The organism is Chryseobacterium amylolyticum, assembly GCF_051011775.1.
GTDB lineage: Bacteria > Bacteroidota > Bacteroidia > Flavobacteriales > Weeksellaceae > Chryseobacterium.
This window is the reverse complement of the sequence record NZ_JBPCHX010000003.1, coordinates 114,517-132,163: the sequence shown is the minus strand read 5'-3', so window position 1 is coordinate 132,163 and position 17,647 is coordinate 114,517. Positions and strand designations below refer to the sequence as shown.

The following is a 17,647-nucleotide window of genomic DNA, read 5'->3' as shown; positions in this document are numbered from 1 at the left end:
AAAGCCTTTATTCTTTTGTTCTGATGTATTTTTTATTGAAATACTTCTGAAGCTGATCATTTACGTAGGTCTCCTGTTCTTTTACAGAAGCCATTTCATCCATATATAAAATCCTCGGAACTTCTTTTATTTTATCCACCACAACTGAATCTTCAGGAGAGTTTCTGATGGTATCTATTCTTTGGTTCATTTCTCTTTCATATTCTTTCAGATCTGTATCCAGAACTTCCATTATTATATTTTCATTATTAAAATCAATATTAAAGTAAGAATATTTTCCGGGGAAAATTTTGAGCTCCGGAAGCAAAACAATGAGAAGGGAAAGCCACCAGAACTTTTTAATCTTTTTCCATTTAAAATATAATAACAGTGAAAAAGTAAGCAGAAAATAAAAAAGTATACTTTCGAACTGTCTTGCAACAGAGGTGAGAATATAGCTTGTAAATAACAAAGGGAGCAATGATACTGACCAGAATAAAACAGCCTGCCTGTATGTAACCTTACCAGCAATCTTTTTAAGTTCTTCTTCAAAAACCTTTATAAATAACGGTAATATAAGAATCACCTTAAATACTACATATGCAGTATCCGCCCCGAAAAGAGCAGCTCTTTTCAGCCATTTAACAATTCCTTTTTCCACTTCCCCCATTCTGTTGAAATTTCCGGGTGCGAGAAAACATATGAGCAGAAATACGGTTCCCAGCAATGCCAGAATCAAGCTTTCTTTATTGCGTTTCCGGTAACAGGCCACTAATAAAAGCCCTTCAAGAATCAATGCCAGAATCTCATTAGATCCCATCAGAATGAGGATCAGCAAAGCTGAAAGGTAAAACCATATCTTCCTGTCTGTATCTTCATATTTTCTGAAAAAATAAAGTAAAATACCGGATAGAATAACAGGAACAAAATAAATATTGGACCCCGTAATCCAGAAGTAATGTTCCGGTAAGCTTACCAGAAGGACTGTATAAAAGAAAAACAAAAGAAATCCTTTTTTAACGGACTCCCTCAGAGAATAGTTGAAATACCCTTTAAAGTTTAATACCGAAACTCCAATGAAAGAGAAGATCAGAAAGACAGGATATATTTTGGGGACAATATTATTGCTGTCATAGAAGACAGGATTAAACATATTAATGGAATATCCGAAATATCTTCCGCCCCATTGTGTATAGGTGTCTATAAAGCTTTGCAGCAGCCCAAGCTTTCTGGTAGTATAGGACCAGAAATAATCATCGGTCTGATATACATTAAAAAAACTAATGTACGTCAGACCGATGAATAGTAAAACTGACAAGAATACTATTATATTCTGTACTTTTTTCATTTTCTAGGTTAACATTCCACCGTCAACGTTTAATGTCTGTCCGGTAATATATGCTGACATTTCGCTGCCCAGGAATACACATGCATTCGCGATATCTGCAGGCTGTCCTCCTCTCTTCATCGGAATTTCTTCTCTCCATCCCTGAACTGTTTTTTCATCCAGGACAGCCGTCATTTCCGTTTCAATAAATCCAGGAGCAATAGCATTACACCTGATATTTCTAGATCCTAATTCCAACGCTACTGATTTTGTAAACCCTATTACCCCTGCTTTAGAAGCTGCATAATTGGCCTGTCCGGCATTTCCTTTCACTCCTACTACAGAAGTCATATTGATGATAGAACCTGATCTTGCTTTCATCATTGGTTTGATTACCGCTTTCGTAAGGTTGAAAACTGAATCCAGGTTTACTTTGATTACTTTATCCCAATCTTCTTTGGACATTCTCAATAACAGGTTATCTTTTGTAATCCCTGCATTGTTTACCAAAATATCAATCTGCCCAAACTCTGCCATTACTTCATCCACCAATTTCTGAGCAGCATCATAATCTGATGCGTCAGACTGATACCCTTTAATTTGGGTTACAGAACTTAAAGCTGCTTCTAATTCTTTTGCTTTGTCTACAGAGCCGGCGTAGGTAAATGCTACTTTTGCTCCCTGCTGGGCAAACATTTCAGCGATACCTTTACCGATTCCTCTTGTAGCTCCGGTAATTAGTGCTACTTTTCCTTCTAATATTTTCATATCTATTGACAATTATTTTCTTTATAACTCATTCAGCTTGTGTGAGCTGACTCTTGTAGTCTCTACAATTCCTTTCCGGAATTAAACGGTTTGCAAAGATATTATAAATTGTTATTCAACCCATTTAAATTGTTAAAATACTCATCTTTTTTTGATGATTATTTATATTTATTATAGTTGGGCAGAATTATTTTTAAATCTGGTGAAATAGATAAAATCACTTTTTTTGTTTTGATCCATCCTCAGTACTTCTTTCTGCCAGAAATATTTATCATACACAATTTCTTTCAGAGGCTCATTCTGGAAATTGGAAACGCCGAACTTCCCTTCTTTTTTCACTACAATTTCATTTTCAGCATTCCCGAAAGTTATGATATCTTCGTAAACAAAGGGTACAATTTCTGTTCCTTTCCCATCCAGAATGCCATAAAAATTATCAGTATTCCTGCAAACCAAAGGTTTGGAGTACTGGTTAAGAGGATTAAAATATCCAACATCCTCATTCTTTATCCAGCTGATATTTTTTAATTCTTTCAACCTTTTTCCGGCCACTGAAAAGCTGTAATATGTATTGTCCTTTCCAATGATGAGATCATCAGGATAAAAGCCAAAAACCTGAAATCCTTCTTCTATAATATTCTTAAGATCATTATCGAGAAATTTCTCTTCATTTCCTTTTTTAAGATAAATAAAGTCTTTTCCGGAAATGGTAAAGCTTCTTATGAAATCATATTCCTGAGGAAAAATAACCTTTCCCTCAAGGTCTACAACACCATATTTCTTTGTTTTATCGTTATAAGTACTGAAATACTTATCCGGTAAAGGATTCAGATATTGATAAGCCAGGGAATACAGCTTCCTGTCTTTCTTACTGAAAACAGTTGTTTTGCCGTTTTTACCGAAATAGATATATTCCCTTCTTCCGAAATATTCAGGAGTGATATCATTAAAAATTTCTTCAGCAATGGTAATTCCGTCTGCATCGATCAAACCATATTTGCCTGTACTTTTATTTCTGGTAATCAGATAGGGATAAGCACTGATGTTGATCACCTGTTGAGAAAATGTATGTAAGGTCTGGCCATTACTTCCTATGATTTCGCTCTGACCATCTTCATTAATGATGAGTGCTTTATCCTCTTCAAAATTGTAATCTTCTTTAAACTCCCTGGTACTGAGCTGCTTTCCGTGAAGATCATACAGGAACCATTTTTTATCTTTTAAAACAAAAAATCTGTTCTTTCCTGAAAAACGGATCTTTTCTGAGTAAGGAATAATTTGCTTTCCGTTAAAGTCGAAGACTGCTTCTGCATTCTGTTTTGATGAAATAATCCGCTCCCTGCTCCACCAGGGTGTATTAAATTCCTGATTGTCCAATGGAATAATCTCATTTCCTTTTTCATCAATAACTGCTGATTTCCGGCTGCTTCCTTCTTCAGAATCCAGGATAAACCGGTTTTTGAAAATATGATAAACACTTCTCCCTGGAGATTCAAATGTGATATTCCCTAAAGAATCTATAATACCTTGTTTTTTAGATCTGGGATCGTAAGCTGTTCCGTATCCTTCAGAATAAGAACTGATCTCTTTTCCTGTTTTTTTCGACAGGATTACTTTCATATACTGATTAGTCTGTGCTGTACAGACTACAGAACATAATACAAAAACTAATTTTTTCAAGGAAAATTAAATAGAATTATTGACAATAAGAACAATCTCTCCTTTTAAAGTTTTACTTTTGGAAAACTCAATTAATTCATTGATTGTCCCACGTTTGGTTTCTTCAAATTTCTTGGAAATCTCACGGCTTAAGCTTACTTTGGTTTCTTCTCCAAAGAACTCCTTAATCTGCTCCAGAGTGGTGTTGATCTTATGGGGACTTTCGTAAAGAACTATGGTCTTTTTTTCCTCAGCAAGCTGCTTCAGTTTGGTTTGTCTTCCTTTTTTCTGAGGCAGAAATCCTGCGAATAGAAATTCATTATTGGGCAGTCCTGAAACTACAAGGGCAGGAATCAAAGCAGTAGCCCCGGGAAGGCAGATCATTTCAATATTGTTGTCTGCCCCCGCTTTTGCCAGCAGATATCCGGGATCCGAAATACCGGGAGTTCCTGCGTCGGTAACAATAGCGATATTCTGGCCGTTTTTAAGGTCTGCAATCACTTTTTCCGTCGCCTGATGCTCATTATGCAAATGATAAGATTTTAAAGGCTTCGAGATCTCAAAATGTTTTAAAAGCACACCGGAAGTTCTGGTATCTTCACATAAAATATAATCAACTTCTTTCAGGACGTTTACTGCCCTGAAGGTCATATCTTCAAGGTTCCCGACAGGTGTGGGAACAAAATATAGGATTCCGCTCAAAATTATAAGAATTTATTTTCCACCAATATCCAAAGCCTCTGGGCATATTCATCCACTTTATTCCATTTTCTTTCGTAGTACAGATCGCTCAGATATTCTTTGGCTTCATCCAGTGTCCTGAACTGATTCAGCTGGTATACCGTATCATTCAGATCTGCCTGGCTTCCTTCAAAAAGCATCTTCGTGAAGGCAAGCCTGTCATTAAGATCCAGCTTAAATTCAGGTTTCAGCTTGTCTGCTTCCATGAAGTTGGTTGGAATATTGGATTTCAGGATACTTCCCGTGTCTTCCTTCACAGCCGGAGCCGGTTTTTCTTCTTTAGGAAGATCTCTTTCCAGATGGTCGTCATCGAAAAGCGACTGAACAGCCTTCATTCCTTTGATATTGGCTAATTTTATTTTTTTCTCCCGATGGTATTCTTCTAAATTTTCAAAGCTCTCATCGGAAGGATTTTTATCGGTTTCTTCGCGAACAGGTTTGTCAATTTCAACAATTTTTCTCCGGTCATAAACTTCGGCAAGGATGCTTTCTTCTTTTGTTTCTTCTGCTGAATGATCATTTTTTATCTCGCTCAGAATATTTTCCACATTGGAAGTTTCAGTAGCCATCTCTCCCTGCTCTATCGAAACATTTGAAGCTACAAACTGTTCTTCACTTTCTTCGATCAGGATTTCGTCTTCCAGTGTTTCGCTGTCAAAAATACTTGGAATTGTCTCTGTAACTGATGTTTTGGTATCATTTACGATCGCAGAATCAACTTCTTTTTTTGATTCCTGTTCAGAAATTTTTTCCTCGTCTTCTATTTCATTAAGCTGATTATTGAAAATCGCTTCTTCTTCAGTTACTTCATGGTAATAAAGATCTTCATTAAGATCTTCATCTGAATCCGGTGTGGAATCTGCGAGAATTTTATCTTCATCTACAAAGTTCAGAACGGCTCTTTGTTCTGCTGATATTTCTGTTTCATCAATTTCATTCAACTGATTATTAAACACGGCTTCTTCTTCCTGTATTTCATGATCAGAAATCTGGCCCTCAGTATTATCAGTGTAACTTTTTTCTACAAAGCTCACTATATTTTCATGAAATTCGTTTTCAACAATTTCATTCAGCTGATTATTAAAAACCGCTTCTTCTTCAGATCCGTCAGGGAAAATTTCATTCTCGTCAATTTCATTCAGTTCATTATTGAAAATAGCTTCCTCTTCGGTCACTTCGTTTGCATCATGATGTTCTGTTTCTCCTGAAGCAAAAGAGACATACTGGCTGTCCGGGTTCTGCACCGGATTGTCTGCGACGAAGTATTCAATATTTTTTTCCAGCAGTTTCAAAAAAGAAATCCTGTTAGCAAGCTCATCCACAAGATCTTGCTTAGAAAGTAATTCGTCTATGTGACTTATTTTGTCCAGATTATCAATGATATTCATGGATTCAAAAAAAATCTTTTCCTTTAAATCTTGGATATTCTGCATAATAAGATTCTTATTAAAATTGCTTACTTTTGATGTTAAAAATATACGGCTAATTTAACAAATGTTTTTAGAAAATACAATTAATCATTCCAAACAAAGCGGTTGGATGGAAGTGATTTGCGGCTCTATGTTTTCCGGTAAAACCGAGGAACTTATCCGCAGGTTGCGAAGAGCAGAAATGGCAGGACAGAATGTGGAAATTTTTAAACCTAAGCTGGATGTACGGTATTCTGAAGAGGATGTAGTTTCCCACAATCAGAATAAGATCCGCAGTACAGCAGTAGAGAATCCAAATGAAATTCTTCTGCTGGCATCCAATTGTGATGTTGTAGGAATTGATGAAGCTCAGTTTTTCGATGAAAGCATTGTTGATATTGCCAATCAGCTTGCCAATAGCGGTATCAGAGTAGTTATCGCAGGGTTGGATATGGATTTTCTGGGCCGTCCGTTCGGGCCGATGCCGAATCTGATGGCTACTGCCGAATATGTTACAAAAGTGCATGCTATTTGTAAGAGAACGGGTAATCTTGCCAATTATTCCATGAGAATTTCCCAGGGAGATAACCTGGTAGAATTGGGAGAAACAGAAAGCTATGAAGCAGTAAGCCGCCGTGTTTTTATTGACGAAGTACTTTCAAAAAGAAAATAACCGGAAGGCGAAGCTGCTACATTATGAATCAGCTGTTGCCAAAACCATTAAGAATATATTTAACTTAATATAAAATGAAAAGCGAAAAAGCTATCGTAAAATATTAAAAAGGAAAAAACCGGATGATGTAATAAATCTTAGCCCCTTTTACTATTTTACCTTTTTGCGATTTCGTCTAAAATAAAGCAGAAAGGGTACCAATGAACTATACAGCACAACACATTGCAGAGATCACCAATGCACAGATCATTGGAGACGGAAATTTACTGATCAAAAATATAGCGTATGACAGCAGGATTATTTATTCTATCAAAAATACAGCATTTATCGCGATCAATACTCATAAAAATTCCGGGGAAAAATTTATTGAATCTGCAATGGACAGGGGTATTAAGGTCATTATTTCTGAACATCATTATCAGGAGTTTGAAAATATAACCTGGATCATTGTTGAAAATTCCGTAGCGTTTCTTCAGAAATTAGCAAAATATCATTTCGAAAATTCTCATTTACAATCTATCGGAATTACAGGAAGTAATGGAAAAACCATTTTAAAAGAATGGTTATATCAATGTCTGTGGAATGAATTTCCTACTGTAAAAAGTCCAAAGAGTTTCAATTCCCAGATTGGATTACCATTATCTCTTCTTCAGATCAATGATTCTCATCAGCTGGGAATTTTTGAAGTGGGAATCTCAAAACCGCACGAAATGGAAAAACTTGAAAATATTTTCCATCCTCAGATCGGATTGCTGACACACATCGGAACAGCTCATGCTGCCAACTTTTCTTCCGAAGAAGAATTGATTGATGAAAAAATCAGTCTTTTTAAGAATTCTGAGGTGATCATTTATAATGGTGACAATTCCCTGGTTGATCAAAAAATTAAAAACGCCTATTCTGATAAAAAACTAATTGCTTATGGTTTCAAAAAAGAGAACCAGGTTTTCATCAAAAGCAATATTTCCAAAGATGAAAATATAATTGTTGAATATTTTGGCGAAGAAATCAGTTTTCCGGCCCATAAGAGAGACGAAGCGACGTTAACCAATGCTATGGCGCTTATCACAGTCCTCAAGGAACTGAATATCGGAAATAAAAAGATCGTCGAAAAAATCAACCTTTTAAAGGCCGTCGAAATGAGGCTTGAAGCCATTGAAGGAATTAAGGACAATATTGTCATCAATGATTCTTTCAACCTTGACCTCGATTCTTTGAAGACTGCCCTGCAGTTTTTGAATGAATACAATAAAGCAAAAAAATCTCTGGTCCTGACAGACATCGTAGGCGTGAGCACCAATGCCAAAGAATTGTATGAAGAAGTAGCAGAGCTGGTGAATGATCAGAATTTTGATTCGGTATTCCTGATCGGTAAAGAAATTTCCATATTCAGTGAATTATTTAAAGCTAAAACCTTTACTTTTATTGACACTAAAGAGCTTATTGAAAGTAAACATCTTACTGAAATAGAAAATCAGATCATCCTGCTGAAAGGTGCCAGAAAATTTGAGATCGAAAAACTTAAAGATATCCTGGAACTCAGAAAGCATGATACCGTATTGGAAATAAACCTTAATGCCATTCTTCATAACATCAACTATCATAAATCACTGCTGAAACCGGGAACGAAAATGATGGCTATGGTAAAAGCCAATGCTTACGGTCTTGGAAGTTTTGAAGTATCAGAATTCCTTCAGCATCATCATATAGACTATCTTGGAGTTGCTTATGTAGATGAGGGTGTGGAGCTGAGAAAGAAAGGAATTACGACTCCTATTATTGTAATGAATCCTGAGCAGCACAGTTATCAGACTATTATAGAATACAACCTGGAACCTGAAATTTACAGCTTCAGAGTTTTGGAATTATTTTATGAAGCCGTTCAGAAATCAGGATATGATAAAAAATACCCTATTCATATCAAACTGGAAACAGGAATGCACCGCCTTGGCTTTAAAGATTTTGAACTGGATCAGTTAAGCGAAACTTTAAATCAGAAAAACTTAAAAGTACAAAGTTTGTTCAGCCATCTTTCTTCTTCTGATGTACCTGAAGAAAAAGAATTCACTTTGAAACAGCTGGAAGTTTTCGAAAAAAATTCCAGTTACCTTATAGAAAAGCTGGGATACACGCCTATCCGTCATATCCTGAACTCTTCCGGAATCACAAGTTATACAGATCACCAGTATGAAATGGTAAGAATCGGTATCGGAATGCTTGGAGAATCAGCAGATCCTGAAATTCAGAAGCAATTGCGGTCCGTCGTAAGCTTTAAAACCGTAATTTCACAGATATCAACTGTGGAAAACGGAGAATCTGTAGGCTACAGCAGAAGATATAAGACAGATCATCCTACCAGAATCGCAACCATTCCCGTAGGATATGCAGACGGAATTCCAAGGCTGATAGGAAATCAGGTAGGAAATGTTGGCGTTAATAGAACACTGGCACCAATCGTTGGAAATATCTGTATGGATATGATGATGATTAATATAGATCACATTCCGAATGTAAAAGAAGGTGACACGGTAACTGTTTTTAATGCACACCCAAGTTTAAAAGAATTCGCAGGATACTGCAAAACGATAACCTATGAAGTATTAACTTCCATTTCACCCCGGGTGAAACGGATCTATATAAAAGACTAACTTATGAGAAAACTCCTGATTCTGCTTTTCATATTCCCGCTGTTATTGATTCATTCTCAGGTAAAAAAAGATCTGGTGATTCCCAAGAATGCAAAGATCGGGCTGTCACTTGCCGGTGGCGGGGCCAAGGGCTTTTCACATGTCGGGGTTCTTAAAGTATTAGATTCGTTGGGAGTGAAAGTGGATTATATTTCAGGGACAAGTATGGGGGCTATTGTAGGAGGATTGTATGCGGCCGGCTACTCCGGAAAAGAAATAGAAAAAATTGTCATGGATACGGATTTCTATTCTCTGATTATGGATCCGAAATCACGGCAGGAAGCCAGCTTTTTCAACAAATCAGTAGATAAATACCTTTTATCCATTCCGCTTAAAAATGGAAAAATCACCCTTCCTTCTTCCATCAGCACCGGCCAGAGAAATGTTTATCTTCTTAAAGAACTTTTTAAAAACGTTTCCAATATCGAAGATTTCTCTAAAATGCCTATTCCCTTTTTATGTGTTGCCACCAATCTTGAAAGCGGAAATATGCAGATCTTTGAAAAAGGAGATCTTGTACAGTCTATTATGGCAAGCTCCGCATTTCCTTCTTTAATGGATCCTGTTAAAATCGGAGACAGTATTTATATTGACGGAGCTATGACGGTAAACTATCCGTCAAAGCCTTTAAAGGACAAAGGAATCGATATTGTCATTGGTGTGGATCTTAACCAGGATCTTTCAAAAAGAGAGGATTTAAACAACATTATAGCCATTCTGAATCAGGTTATTGATTTCGGAATAAAAAAAGATACCAGAAGACAGTATAAATATACAGACATCAATATTAAACCCAATCTGAAAGGGATGTCTGCAACAAGTTATGATGATAAAAAGAAAATTCTGGACAGCGGTTACGTGGAAGGACTGAAATATACCCATATACTGGATCAGCTTCCAAAAAGACCGTTTGACCGCCTCAGACAACGTATAAATCCAATCTATTCCAATGTTTATAAGATAGACAGCATTTCTATTGAAGGAAGTAAAATCTACGGAAAAAACTATACGCTTGGTAAAATGGGACTGCGCCTCCCCTCTCTGCAGACCTATGGAAGCATCAATAAAATGATAGATAAGCTTGTTGCTACAAACAACTACCGTTTTATCAACTATGATATTGTTCAGGAAAATGATGCCAATTATCTGAAGCTGTATGTTACCGAAGATGAAGCCCGTCATTTTTTAAAATTTGGCTTACATTATGACGAAGTTTTCAAGACGGGACTTCTTTTGAATTATTCAGCAAAAAGACTTTTATTCAAAAACTCAAACCTTTCCCTCGATGTTGTTGTTGGAGACCGCCTGAGGTATTACCTGAACTATTTTATCGATAACGGATATATTCCCGGATTTGGAATTTATTCTTCCGGAATGAGCTTTGATATCAAAAATATAGACAATTATGTGGTAGACCGCTGGGAGTGGCTCAGAAATGAAGCTTATATACAGTCTGTATGGAAAGACAAATTTGCCATTGGTGGCGGTATCAGCCACGACTATTTTAAGGCAGAAAACCCCAATGGTGAGAACCAACGTTACAGCCGTTTTTTAAACCCGTATATTTTCATCAAAACCGACACGCAGGATGATAAAGAATTTCCGACTAAAGGAGTATATTTCGCTGCAGAAGGAAAGGTAGTAGATCTTTTAAAGTCCGAGGTTGATAAAAGAATCATTCAGATTAAAGCAGATCTCAGGCTTAATATTCCGCTGGGTAAGCAGTTCAGTTACCGCCTGAATTTATTTGGAGGAGTTACCATTGGTGAAAACCTTCCTGTTTATTATCAATACAGATTAGGGGGAATTTTTGAACAGAACCTGATTAATTTCAAAAGCTTCGGAGGATTTTATTTTGCCCAGCTTCATACAAATAATGTTATACTGGCCTCTAATGATCTCCAGTTTAAATTCAACAAAAACTATTTTATCAGTGGAAATTTCAGCTTTGCTAACTTATCAAACGATATCAAGTTTGAAGATGCAGTTAAAGTAAATTATAGCTCACTGGGAATAACGGCTGGTTACAAATCTCCTTTCGGGCAGATAAAAGTAAACTTCAGCCACTCACTTAAAAACAACCAAAAAGGTATATTCAGTGTTATTTTAGGGCACTGGTTTTAAAAAAATGATACAGTTCTTTTACGAAAACTTACCGGAGTCAGTAAGTACAGATTACAAAAAATGGCTGGAAGATCTTATTCTTTCAGAAGGAAAAAAACTAGGAGAAATCAATTACATTTTCTGTGACGATGAATATCTTCTTAAGATCAATCAGGATTATTTACAGCATGATTATTATACAGACATCATCACTTTTGATTATGTAAAAGGGAAGACAATAAGCGCAGAGATTTTCGTATCTTTGCAGCGCATTTCTGATAACGCCTCTATCCTTTCCCGAGATTATGAAGAAGAATTAAGAAGGGTTTTAGCCCACGGGATTTTACATCTGGCAGGCTATAAAGACAAGACGGAAGAGGAAGAAAAAGAGATGCGGAGAATGGAAGATCTGTACCTTGATAAATACAGGGATTTAAAGTTTTAAAATTGAACAATCACTTAAAGTCCCATATCTAAAGTACTCTATTCTAGCAACAATATACATTTACCTAGAGTGCATTCTCCAAAAATGTTTCACGTGAAACATTGGTTATAAAGATAAGGTTTAAAGCTTAAAACAAGCGAGATAAAAATGATTTCAGAAATATATGATGTAATAGTAGTAGGTGCCGGACACGCAGGTTGTGAAGCAGCAGCAGCAGCAGCCAACCTCGGTTCAAAAACTTTACTTATTACAATGAATATGCAGACCATCGGACAGATGAGCTGCAACCCGGCAATGGGCGGAATCGCAAAAGGACAGATCGTAAGAGAGATTGATGCAATGGGAGGATATTCCGGAATTGTAGCAGACAAATCTGCGATACAATTCAAGATGCTGAATCTTTCAAAAGGTCCTGCGATGTGGTCTCCGAGAACCCAAAATGACAGAATGCTTTTTGCTGAAGAGTGGCGCTTAGCATTAGAGAATACTCCCAATCTTGATTTCTTTCAGGATATGGTGAAACAATTGATTGTTGAAAATAATAAAGTAACAGGAGTAGTTACTTCTTTAGGAATTGAGATCAAAGGAAGATCTGTGGTTCTTACCAACGGAACTTTTCTTAACGGATTAATTCACGTTGGAGATAAACAATTAGGCGGAGGAAGAATGGGTGAACCAAGAGCTTTTGGAATTACAGAGCAACTGGTCACTTTAGGTTTCGAAGCAGGCAGAATGAAAACCGGTACTCCACCGAGAGTAGATGGAAGAAGCCTGGATTATTCAAAAATGGAAGAACAGAAAGGAGATGAAAATCCTCAAAAGTTCAGCTATCTTGATACCCCGAAACTGACAAAACAATTAAGCTGTCATATTGTTTATACTAACGAAACTGTACACGACATTTTGAGAGAAGGCTTCGACAGAAGTCCAATGTTCAATGGTACAATCCAAAGTTTAGGTCCAAGATACTGCCCAAGTATTGAAGATAAAATTAACCGTTTTGCAGAAAGAAACAGACACCAGCTTTTCGTAGAACCGGAAGGATGGAAAACTGTTGAAATCTACGTAAACGGATTCAGCTCTTCTCTTCCGGAGGATGTACAGATTAAAGCAATGAAACATATCCCGGGATTTGAAAACGTAAAAGTTTTCCGTCCAGGTTATGCTATTGAATATGATTACTTCCCTCCTACCCAATTAAAACATACCCTGGAAACTAAAATTATTGATAATTTATATTTCGCAGGACAGATTAACGGAACAACAGGTTATGAAGAAGCGGCAGGTCAAGGCTTAATAGCAGGGATCAATGCACATAATAAAGTACACGAAAAAGGTGAATTTATCCTGAACAGAGATGAAGCATACATCGGAGTACTTATTGATGATTTGATTACTAAAGGAACCGAAGAGCCTTACAGAATGTTTACTTCGCGTGCAGAATACAGACTTCTTCTCAGACAGGATAATGCTGATATTCGTCTAACTGAAAAAGCTTTCAACCTTGGATTGGCAAAAGAAGACAGATTAAGACGCGTAGAAACAAAAGTATCTGAAAGTCAATCACTTGAAGAATTCCTTCGAGAAACTTCTTTAAAGCCAGGTATTATCAATCCGATTCTGGAATCTATCGAAAGCAGCCCCGTAGACCAGGCGTACAGAGCAGCACAGATTCTTACCAGGCCAAATATGACATTAGAAAAACTGGATGAAATTGATTTCATTAAAGAAGTTTCTGCTCAATATAACGATGAAGTAAGGGAGCAGGCAGAGATTAATATCAAGTACAAAGGATACATAGAGAAAGAAAAAGAAAATGTTGCTAAACTGAACCGTTTGGAAAACATTAAAATTCCTGAAGATTTTGATTATACCAAGCTTTCCAGCCTTTCTGCAGAAGCGAAGCAGAAAATGTCTAATGTACGCCCGAAAACTATAGCACAGGCAGGAAGAATAAGTGGAGTTTCTCCAGCCGACATCAATGTTTTATTAGTATATCTGGGACGTTAAAAAAAATGTTTCACGTGGAACATTAAAAAATAAAAACAAAAAATTAAGATATTTGTAGTGATAAAACTTTGAATATCTTAATTTTTTTACCCTATAAAAAGATAACATATCAATGAAAATAAAAGATCATTTTCTTTCACAGGAAATATTTGAAATTAAAGAGACAGAAACAAAAGGTGTTTTTAAAACCTCCCCTATTCCATCTGACATTTCAAGATATTATGAAAGCGAAGATTACATTTCTCATCACCAGGATTCCGGAAGTTTAAAAGAAAAACTCTACAAGTTTCTTCAGTCATTTAATCTTCAGTACAAAAAAAATATACTGGTAGATAGAATCAACAAAGGATCTAAAGTTATGGATTATGGATGCGGAGCCGGAGAATTTGTAAGATATATTGAAAATGATTTTGAGACTTTCGGTTTTGAACCTGACGCCGATGCAAGAAAAGCTGCTCAGGGAAAAATATCCAAAGCCTCTATTGTGGATGACATTGATAAGATTGAAAAAAACAGTCTGGATGCTATTACACTCTGGCACGTTTTCGAGCACATTGAGAACCAGGATGAGATGCTGAATATATTCCATACAAAATTAAAAGAAAAAGGTCTTCTTGTTATCGCCGTTCCTAACCCTACATCATATGATGCAAAACATTATAAAGAATATTGGGCTGCTTATGATGTTCCGAGACACATCTATCACTTTTCAAAAAATGGAATGGAAAATTTAATTTCTAAAAACCGAGACTGGAAATTAAGAAAAATAAAACCACTGGTTCTTGACTCATACTACATCTCCATGTTGAGCGAAAAATATAAAAAATCACCCCTGTTTTGGCTAAAAGCAGTAGTCTATGGAACAATTTCCAACATAAAGGCATTATTTTCGAACGAATTTTCAAGTTTGATATATATTATCGAAAAAAGATAGAAAATCGATTTTTGACCTGTTTATGAAGGTCATTTTTCGGCATTTTGATAAAAAAAACAAAACTCAGGAATTTTTCTCCTGAGTTTTTTTTATATAAACTTCATTTTTATTTATTCTTGAAATTGTAAGTAAAATAATTTTGACTCAGTGAACTCTTGAAACTTTTAATAAGGTTCCCCCCTACTCCATTTTAAAATTTAAAATGAAAACAATTATTTTGTTAGAGTTCAATTTTCACTTTACTATCTATAAACTTATCCTGATGTCTAAAAGTCACTACAAAACAAAAAATTGGATTTTACAATTTAAATTCTTACAAAAACAAAGATAATTTCCGCTAAAAATAAATTGACATGCTAATTCACGGAAAAATACAGAAAGTCGATTTTCAGTATATTTATTGAGGTCGATTTTTCAGTATTCCTAATTGAAAATACAAGACCGGTAAATATTCTTATTCTGCAAATCGGATGCTATTAGAAATAAACAGAGAATACATAACAATGAAAAATATAAAACTTCCCCTACTCTTCTTATCTGAATTTATAACCAAAGTTTTACATCTTACTTCAGTTTCTTCTAACTTAAAATAAAATCTTTCAAAACAAAATTATAAATCAACCTAAAAAGCAGTAGATGTAATTTGAACGTGCTGTCAGCACAACATTTCTAATTTGACTTAAATTCATTGTTACAATAAAATTTGATAAGAAATATTGTTAACTTATTCATTTCACATTACTTACAAAGTATCAAAGTTAAAAACGATTCTAATAAATATATTTAACAAATAGTTTATTAATTGATATTCAGAATGATATAACGTATTCACATTTATGTGAAATAAATAACTATAGAATTACTTTATAAAAAATAAAATTCAAATTATTTCCTCAAAGAAATATAAAGAATAATCTTGTTTCAGGATATAGATTATAAAATCAGGGATCAAAAATGGTACTTTAAAGTAACTGTCAGACTAATCTCCCACAAGAGCATAGACAAGAAAATAAGTATAAAATGAAAAACATAAAAATGTTTCTAAAATGGATCTTTCAATGACAATATTCAGTTGAAAATCGAACCATTTATTTTCAAAAAAACAAGGAAAGAATAAGCATAAAATTTTAAAATTACAGAATTATAGAGAAAAATACAGACAAAGAAATTCCGATAAAATACAGGTAATTGATAAAGAACTAAACATGGCTCTATATAACCATAAGTTATATCTAAAACACATTGGAATTACTCATGAATAAAGGATTTTCTTTAAGTTACTGAGATGAAAAAAGCCTGCTAATATAATTAGCAGGCTTTAAAATATTTTTTCCTTTTAATTGTTGATTGCAGCTACACCTGGCAACTCAAGTCCTTCAAGACTTTCAAGCATAGCCCCACCTCCGGTAGAAACATAACTTACTTTATCAGCATACCCGAATTGCTTAACGAATGCAACACTGTCTCCACCTCCAACTAAAGAGAAGGCACCAAGTCTGGTTGCTTCAGCAATACTATCACCTAACGCTACAGTTCCACCCGCAAAGTTTGACATTTCGAAAACTCCAATCGGACCGTTCCAAAGGATAGTTCTTGAGTTTAACAGTACATCATTGAACTGATCTCGGGATTTGAGGCCCGCATCAAGTCCCATCCATCCTTCAGGGATTGCATAAATATCAGCCTCTTTTCTTTCCGCATCATTACTAAAACTTTCTGCAATAATTGTATCAGACGGAAGATAAACTTTCACTTTATGTTCTTTAGCTTTACCTAAAATCTCAAGAGCTAAAGGAAGCTTGTCTTCTTCAACAAGAGAATTTCCGATTTTTCCTCCAAGAGCCTTAATAAAGGTAAATGCCATACCTCCTCCGATGATCAGGTTATCAACAGCAGGAAGTATATTTTCTATAATGGTAATTTTAGTTGAAACTTTAGACCCCCCTAGAATAGCTGTAACAGGTCTTTCACCGCTTTTTAATACTTTATCGATTGCCTGAAGCTCTTTAGCCATCAGTAAACCGAAATATTTAGTTGATGGAAAGTACTGTGCAATTACGGCTGTGGAAGCATGAGCTCTGTGTGCAGTTCCAAATGCATCATTTACATAAGCATCTCCAAGTTTAGAAAGCTTTTCTGCAAAGGCAGCATCTCCTTTCTCTTCTTCATTATGAAAACGTACATTTTCCAATAACAAGATCTCTCCCGGTTTAAGTTCAGCTGCAGCCTGCTCTGCTTTTTCACCGATACATTCATCAACAAACTTTACTTCACGTCCTAAGACATTGGAAACTTCGCTCACTATATGTTTAAGAGAAAATTCATCTTTAACCTCTCCCTTTGGTCTTCCCAGGTGGGTAATTAAGATGACAGAACCACCATCATTAAGGATCTTATCCACTGTAGGTTTTACAGCAACAATTCTTGTATTGTCTGTCACTTTCAGTTGATCATCCTGCGGAACATTGAAGTCCACTCTTACCAGAGCCTTCTTATCTTTAAAATTAAGATCATTGATTGTTTTCATAAATAGATTTATTTTTTTCTAAGCCTCATGAAACTGCCGTGCTCAAATCCGTTTTAGCTTCCTGGAAAGTCTCGCATGAACAATTTCATAAATTTCACTGAATTTTTGTTTCACAAATGTAAGGTTTTAAACTTTTTCAACAGTTTGATTAAAATAAAAGTTTTCAAAAACTTTCCCCGAACCCAATCACCCATTAATCAACAATTTTTTCTCTTTTAAAAAAAAGAATAATGTAGTTGTTGTTGAGTATTGTTAGTTTCGGGGATAAGTTTCAGGCCGAAAGTTGGTAACACTCAACTTTTATTCAATTCATATTTAACTCACAATATAAATCCTTGTAAACCCGCTGTTTCACACACTTATTAACAAATGTTGATAACTTTGA

General features: G+C 35.5%; 12 protein-coding genes. 6 read left to right on the top strand and 6 right to left on the bottom strand.

Features of this window, described 5'->3' with window-relative positions; genetic code table 11:
• Nucleotides 1-7: 7 nt before the first annotated feature.
• The 5 genes from ACR1PO_RS09295 to ACR1PO_RS09275 form a co-directional block, all read right to left on the bottom strand.
• Nucleotides 8-1,327 carry a DUF6056 family protein gene (locus ACR1PO_RS09295; protein WP_433986588.1) on the bottom strand — a complete coding sequence of 440 codons (1,320 nt, stop codon included), beginning with the start codon at nt 1,325-1,327 and terminating at the stop codon, nt 8-10.
• A gap of 3 nt (nt 1,328-1,330) precedes the next feature.
• Complete coding sequence (fabG, locus tag ACR1PO_RS09290; RefSeq protein WP_374465033.1) at nt 1,331-2,074, bottom strand: 3-oxoacyl-[acyl-carrier-protein] reductase; 744 nt, start codon at nt 2,072-2,074, stop codon at nt 1,331-1,333.
• A gap of 171 nt (nt 2,075-2,245) precedes the next feature.
• On the bottom strand, nt 2,246-3,754 hold the full coding sequence (locus ACR1PO_RS09285; protein ID WP_433986587.1) for a WG repeat-containing protein: 1,509 nt from the start codon (nt 3,752-3,754) through the stop codon (nt 2,246-2,248).
• Nucleotides 3,755-3,760: 6 nt separating this feature from the next.
• Entirely contained in the window at nt 3,761-4,435 is a 675-nt protein-coding gene (gene rsmI / locus ACR1PO_RS09280) for a 16S rRNA (cytidine(1402)-2'-O)-methyltransferase (RefSeq protein ID WP_002982053.1), read from the bottom strand.
• A 2-nt stretch (nt 4,436-4,437) separates the two neighbouring features.
• Nucleotides 4,438-5,907, bottom strand: coding sequence for a DUF8457 domain-containing protein (locus tag ACR1PO_RS09275; RefSeq protein WP_433986586.1), 1,470 nt, complete (start codon nt 5,905-5,907; stop codon nt 4,438-4,440).
• Nucleotides 5,908-5,968: 61 nt separating this feature from the next.
• Here ACR1PO_RS09275 and ACR1PO_RS09270 point away from each other — a divergent pair, with 61 nt between their 5' ends.
• The 6 genes from ACR1PO_RS09270 to ACR1PO_RS09245 all read left to right on the top strand — a co-directional run bounded on the left by ACR1PO_RS09270 (nt 5,969) and on the right by ACR1PO_RS09245 (nt 14,735).
• The gene (locus ACR1PO_RS09270) at nt 5,969-6,556 is read left to right on the top strand and encodes a thymidine kinase (protein ID WP_002982051.1); all 588 of its coding nucleotides are present in this window, start codon (nt 5,969-5,971) and stop codon (nt 6,554-6,556) included.
• Nucleotides 6,557-6,756: 200 nt separating this feature from the next.
• Entirely contained in the window at nt 6,757-9,204 is a 2,448-nt protein-coding gene (locus ACR1PO_RS09265; RefSeq protein ID WP_433986585.1) for a bifunctional UDP-N-acetylmuramoyl-tripeptide:D-alanyl-D-alanine ligase/alanine racemase, read from the top strand.
• Nucleotides 9,205-9,207: 3 nt separating this feature from the next.
• Nucleotides 9,208-11,367 (top strand): patatin-like phospholipase family protein, encoded by a 2,160-nt coding sequence (locus tag ACR1PO_RS09260; RefSeq protein ID WP_433986584.1) that lies wholly within the window; start codon nt 9,208-9,210, stop codon nt 11,365-11,367.
• Between the two features lie 4 nt (nt 11,368-11,371).
• On the top strand, nt 11,372-11,791 hold the full coding sequence (gene ybeY / locus ACR1PO_RS09255) for an rRNA maturation RNase YbeY (protein WP_433986583.1): 420 nt from the start codon (nt 11,372-11,374) through the stop codon (nt 11,789-11,791).
• A 147-nt stretch (nt 11,792-11,938) separates the two neighbouring features.
• Nucleotides 11,939-13,801, top strand: coding sequence for a tRNA uridine-5-carboxymethylaminomethyl(34) synthesis enzyme MnmG (gene mnmG / locus ACR1PO_RS09250; RefSeq protein WP_433986582.1), 1,863 nt, complete (start codon nt 11,939-11,941; stop codon nt 13,799-13,801).
• A 112-nt stretch (nt 13,802-13,913) separates the two neighbouring features.
• Complete coding sequence (locus ACR1PO_RS09245) at nt 13,914-14,735, top strand: class I SAM-dependent methyltransferase (RefSeq protein WP_433986581.1); 822 nt, start codon at nt 13,914-13,916, stop codon at nt 14,733-14,735.
• Nucleotides 14,736-16,071: 1,336 nt separating this feature from the next.
• On the opposite strand, the gene ACR1PO_RS09240 is transcribed toward ACR1PO_RS09245, so the two are convergent.
• The gene (locus ACR1PO_RS09240) at nt 16,072-17,262 is read right to left on the bottom strand and encodes a phosphoglycerate kinase (protein ID WP_433986580.1); all 1,191 of its coding nucleotides are present in this window, start codon (nt 17,260-17,262) and stop codon (nt 16,072-16,074) included.
• Nucleotides 17,263-17,647: the final 385 nt, after the last annotated feature.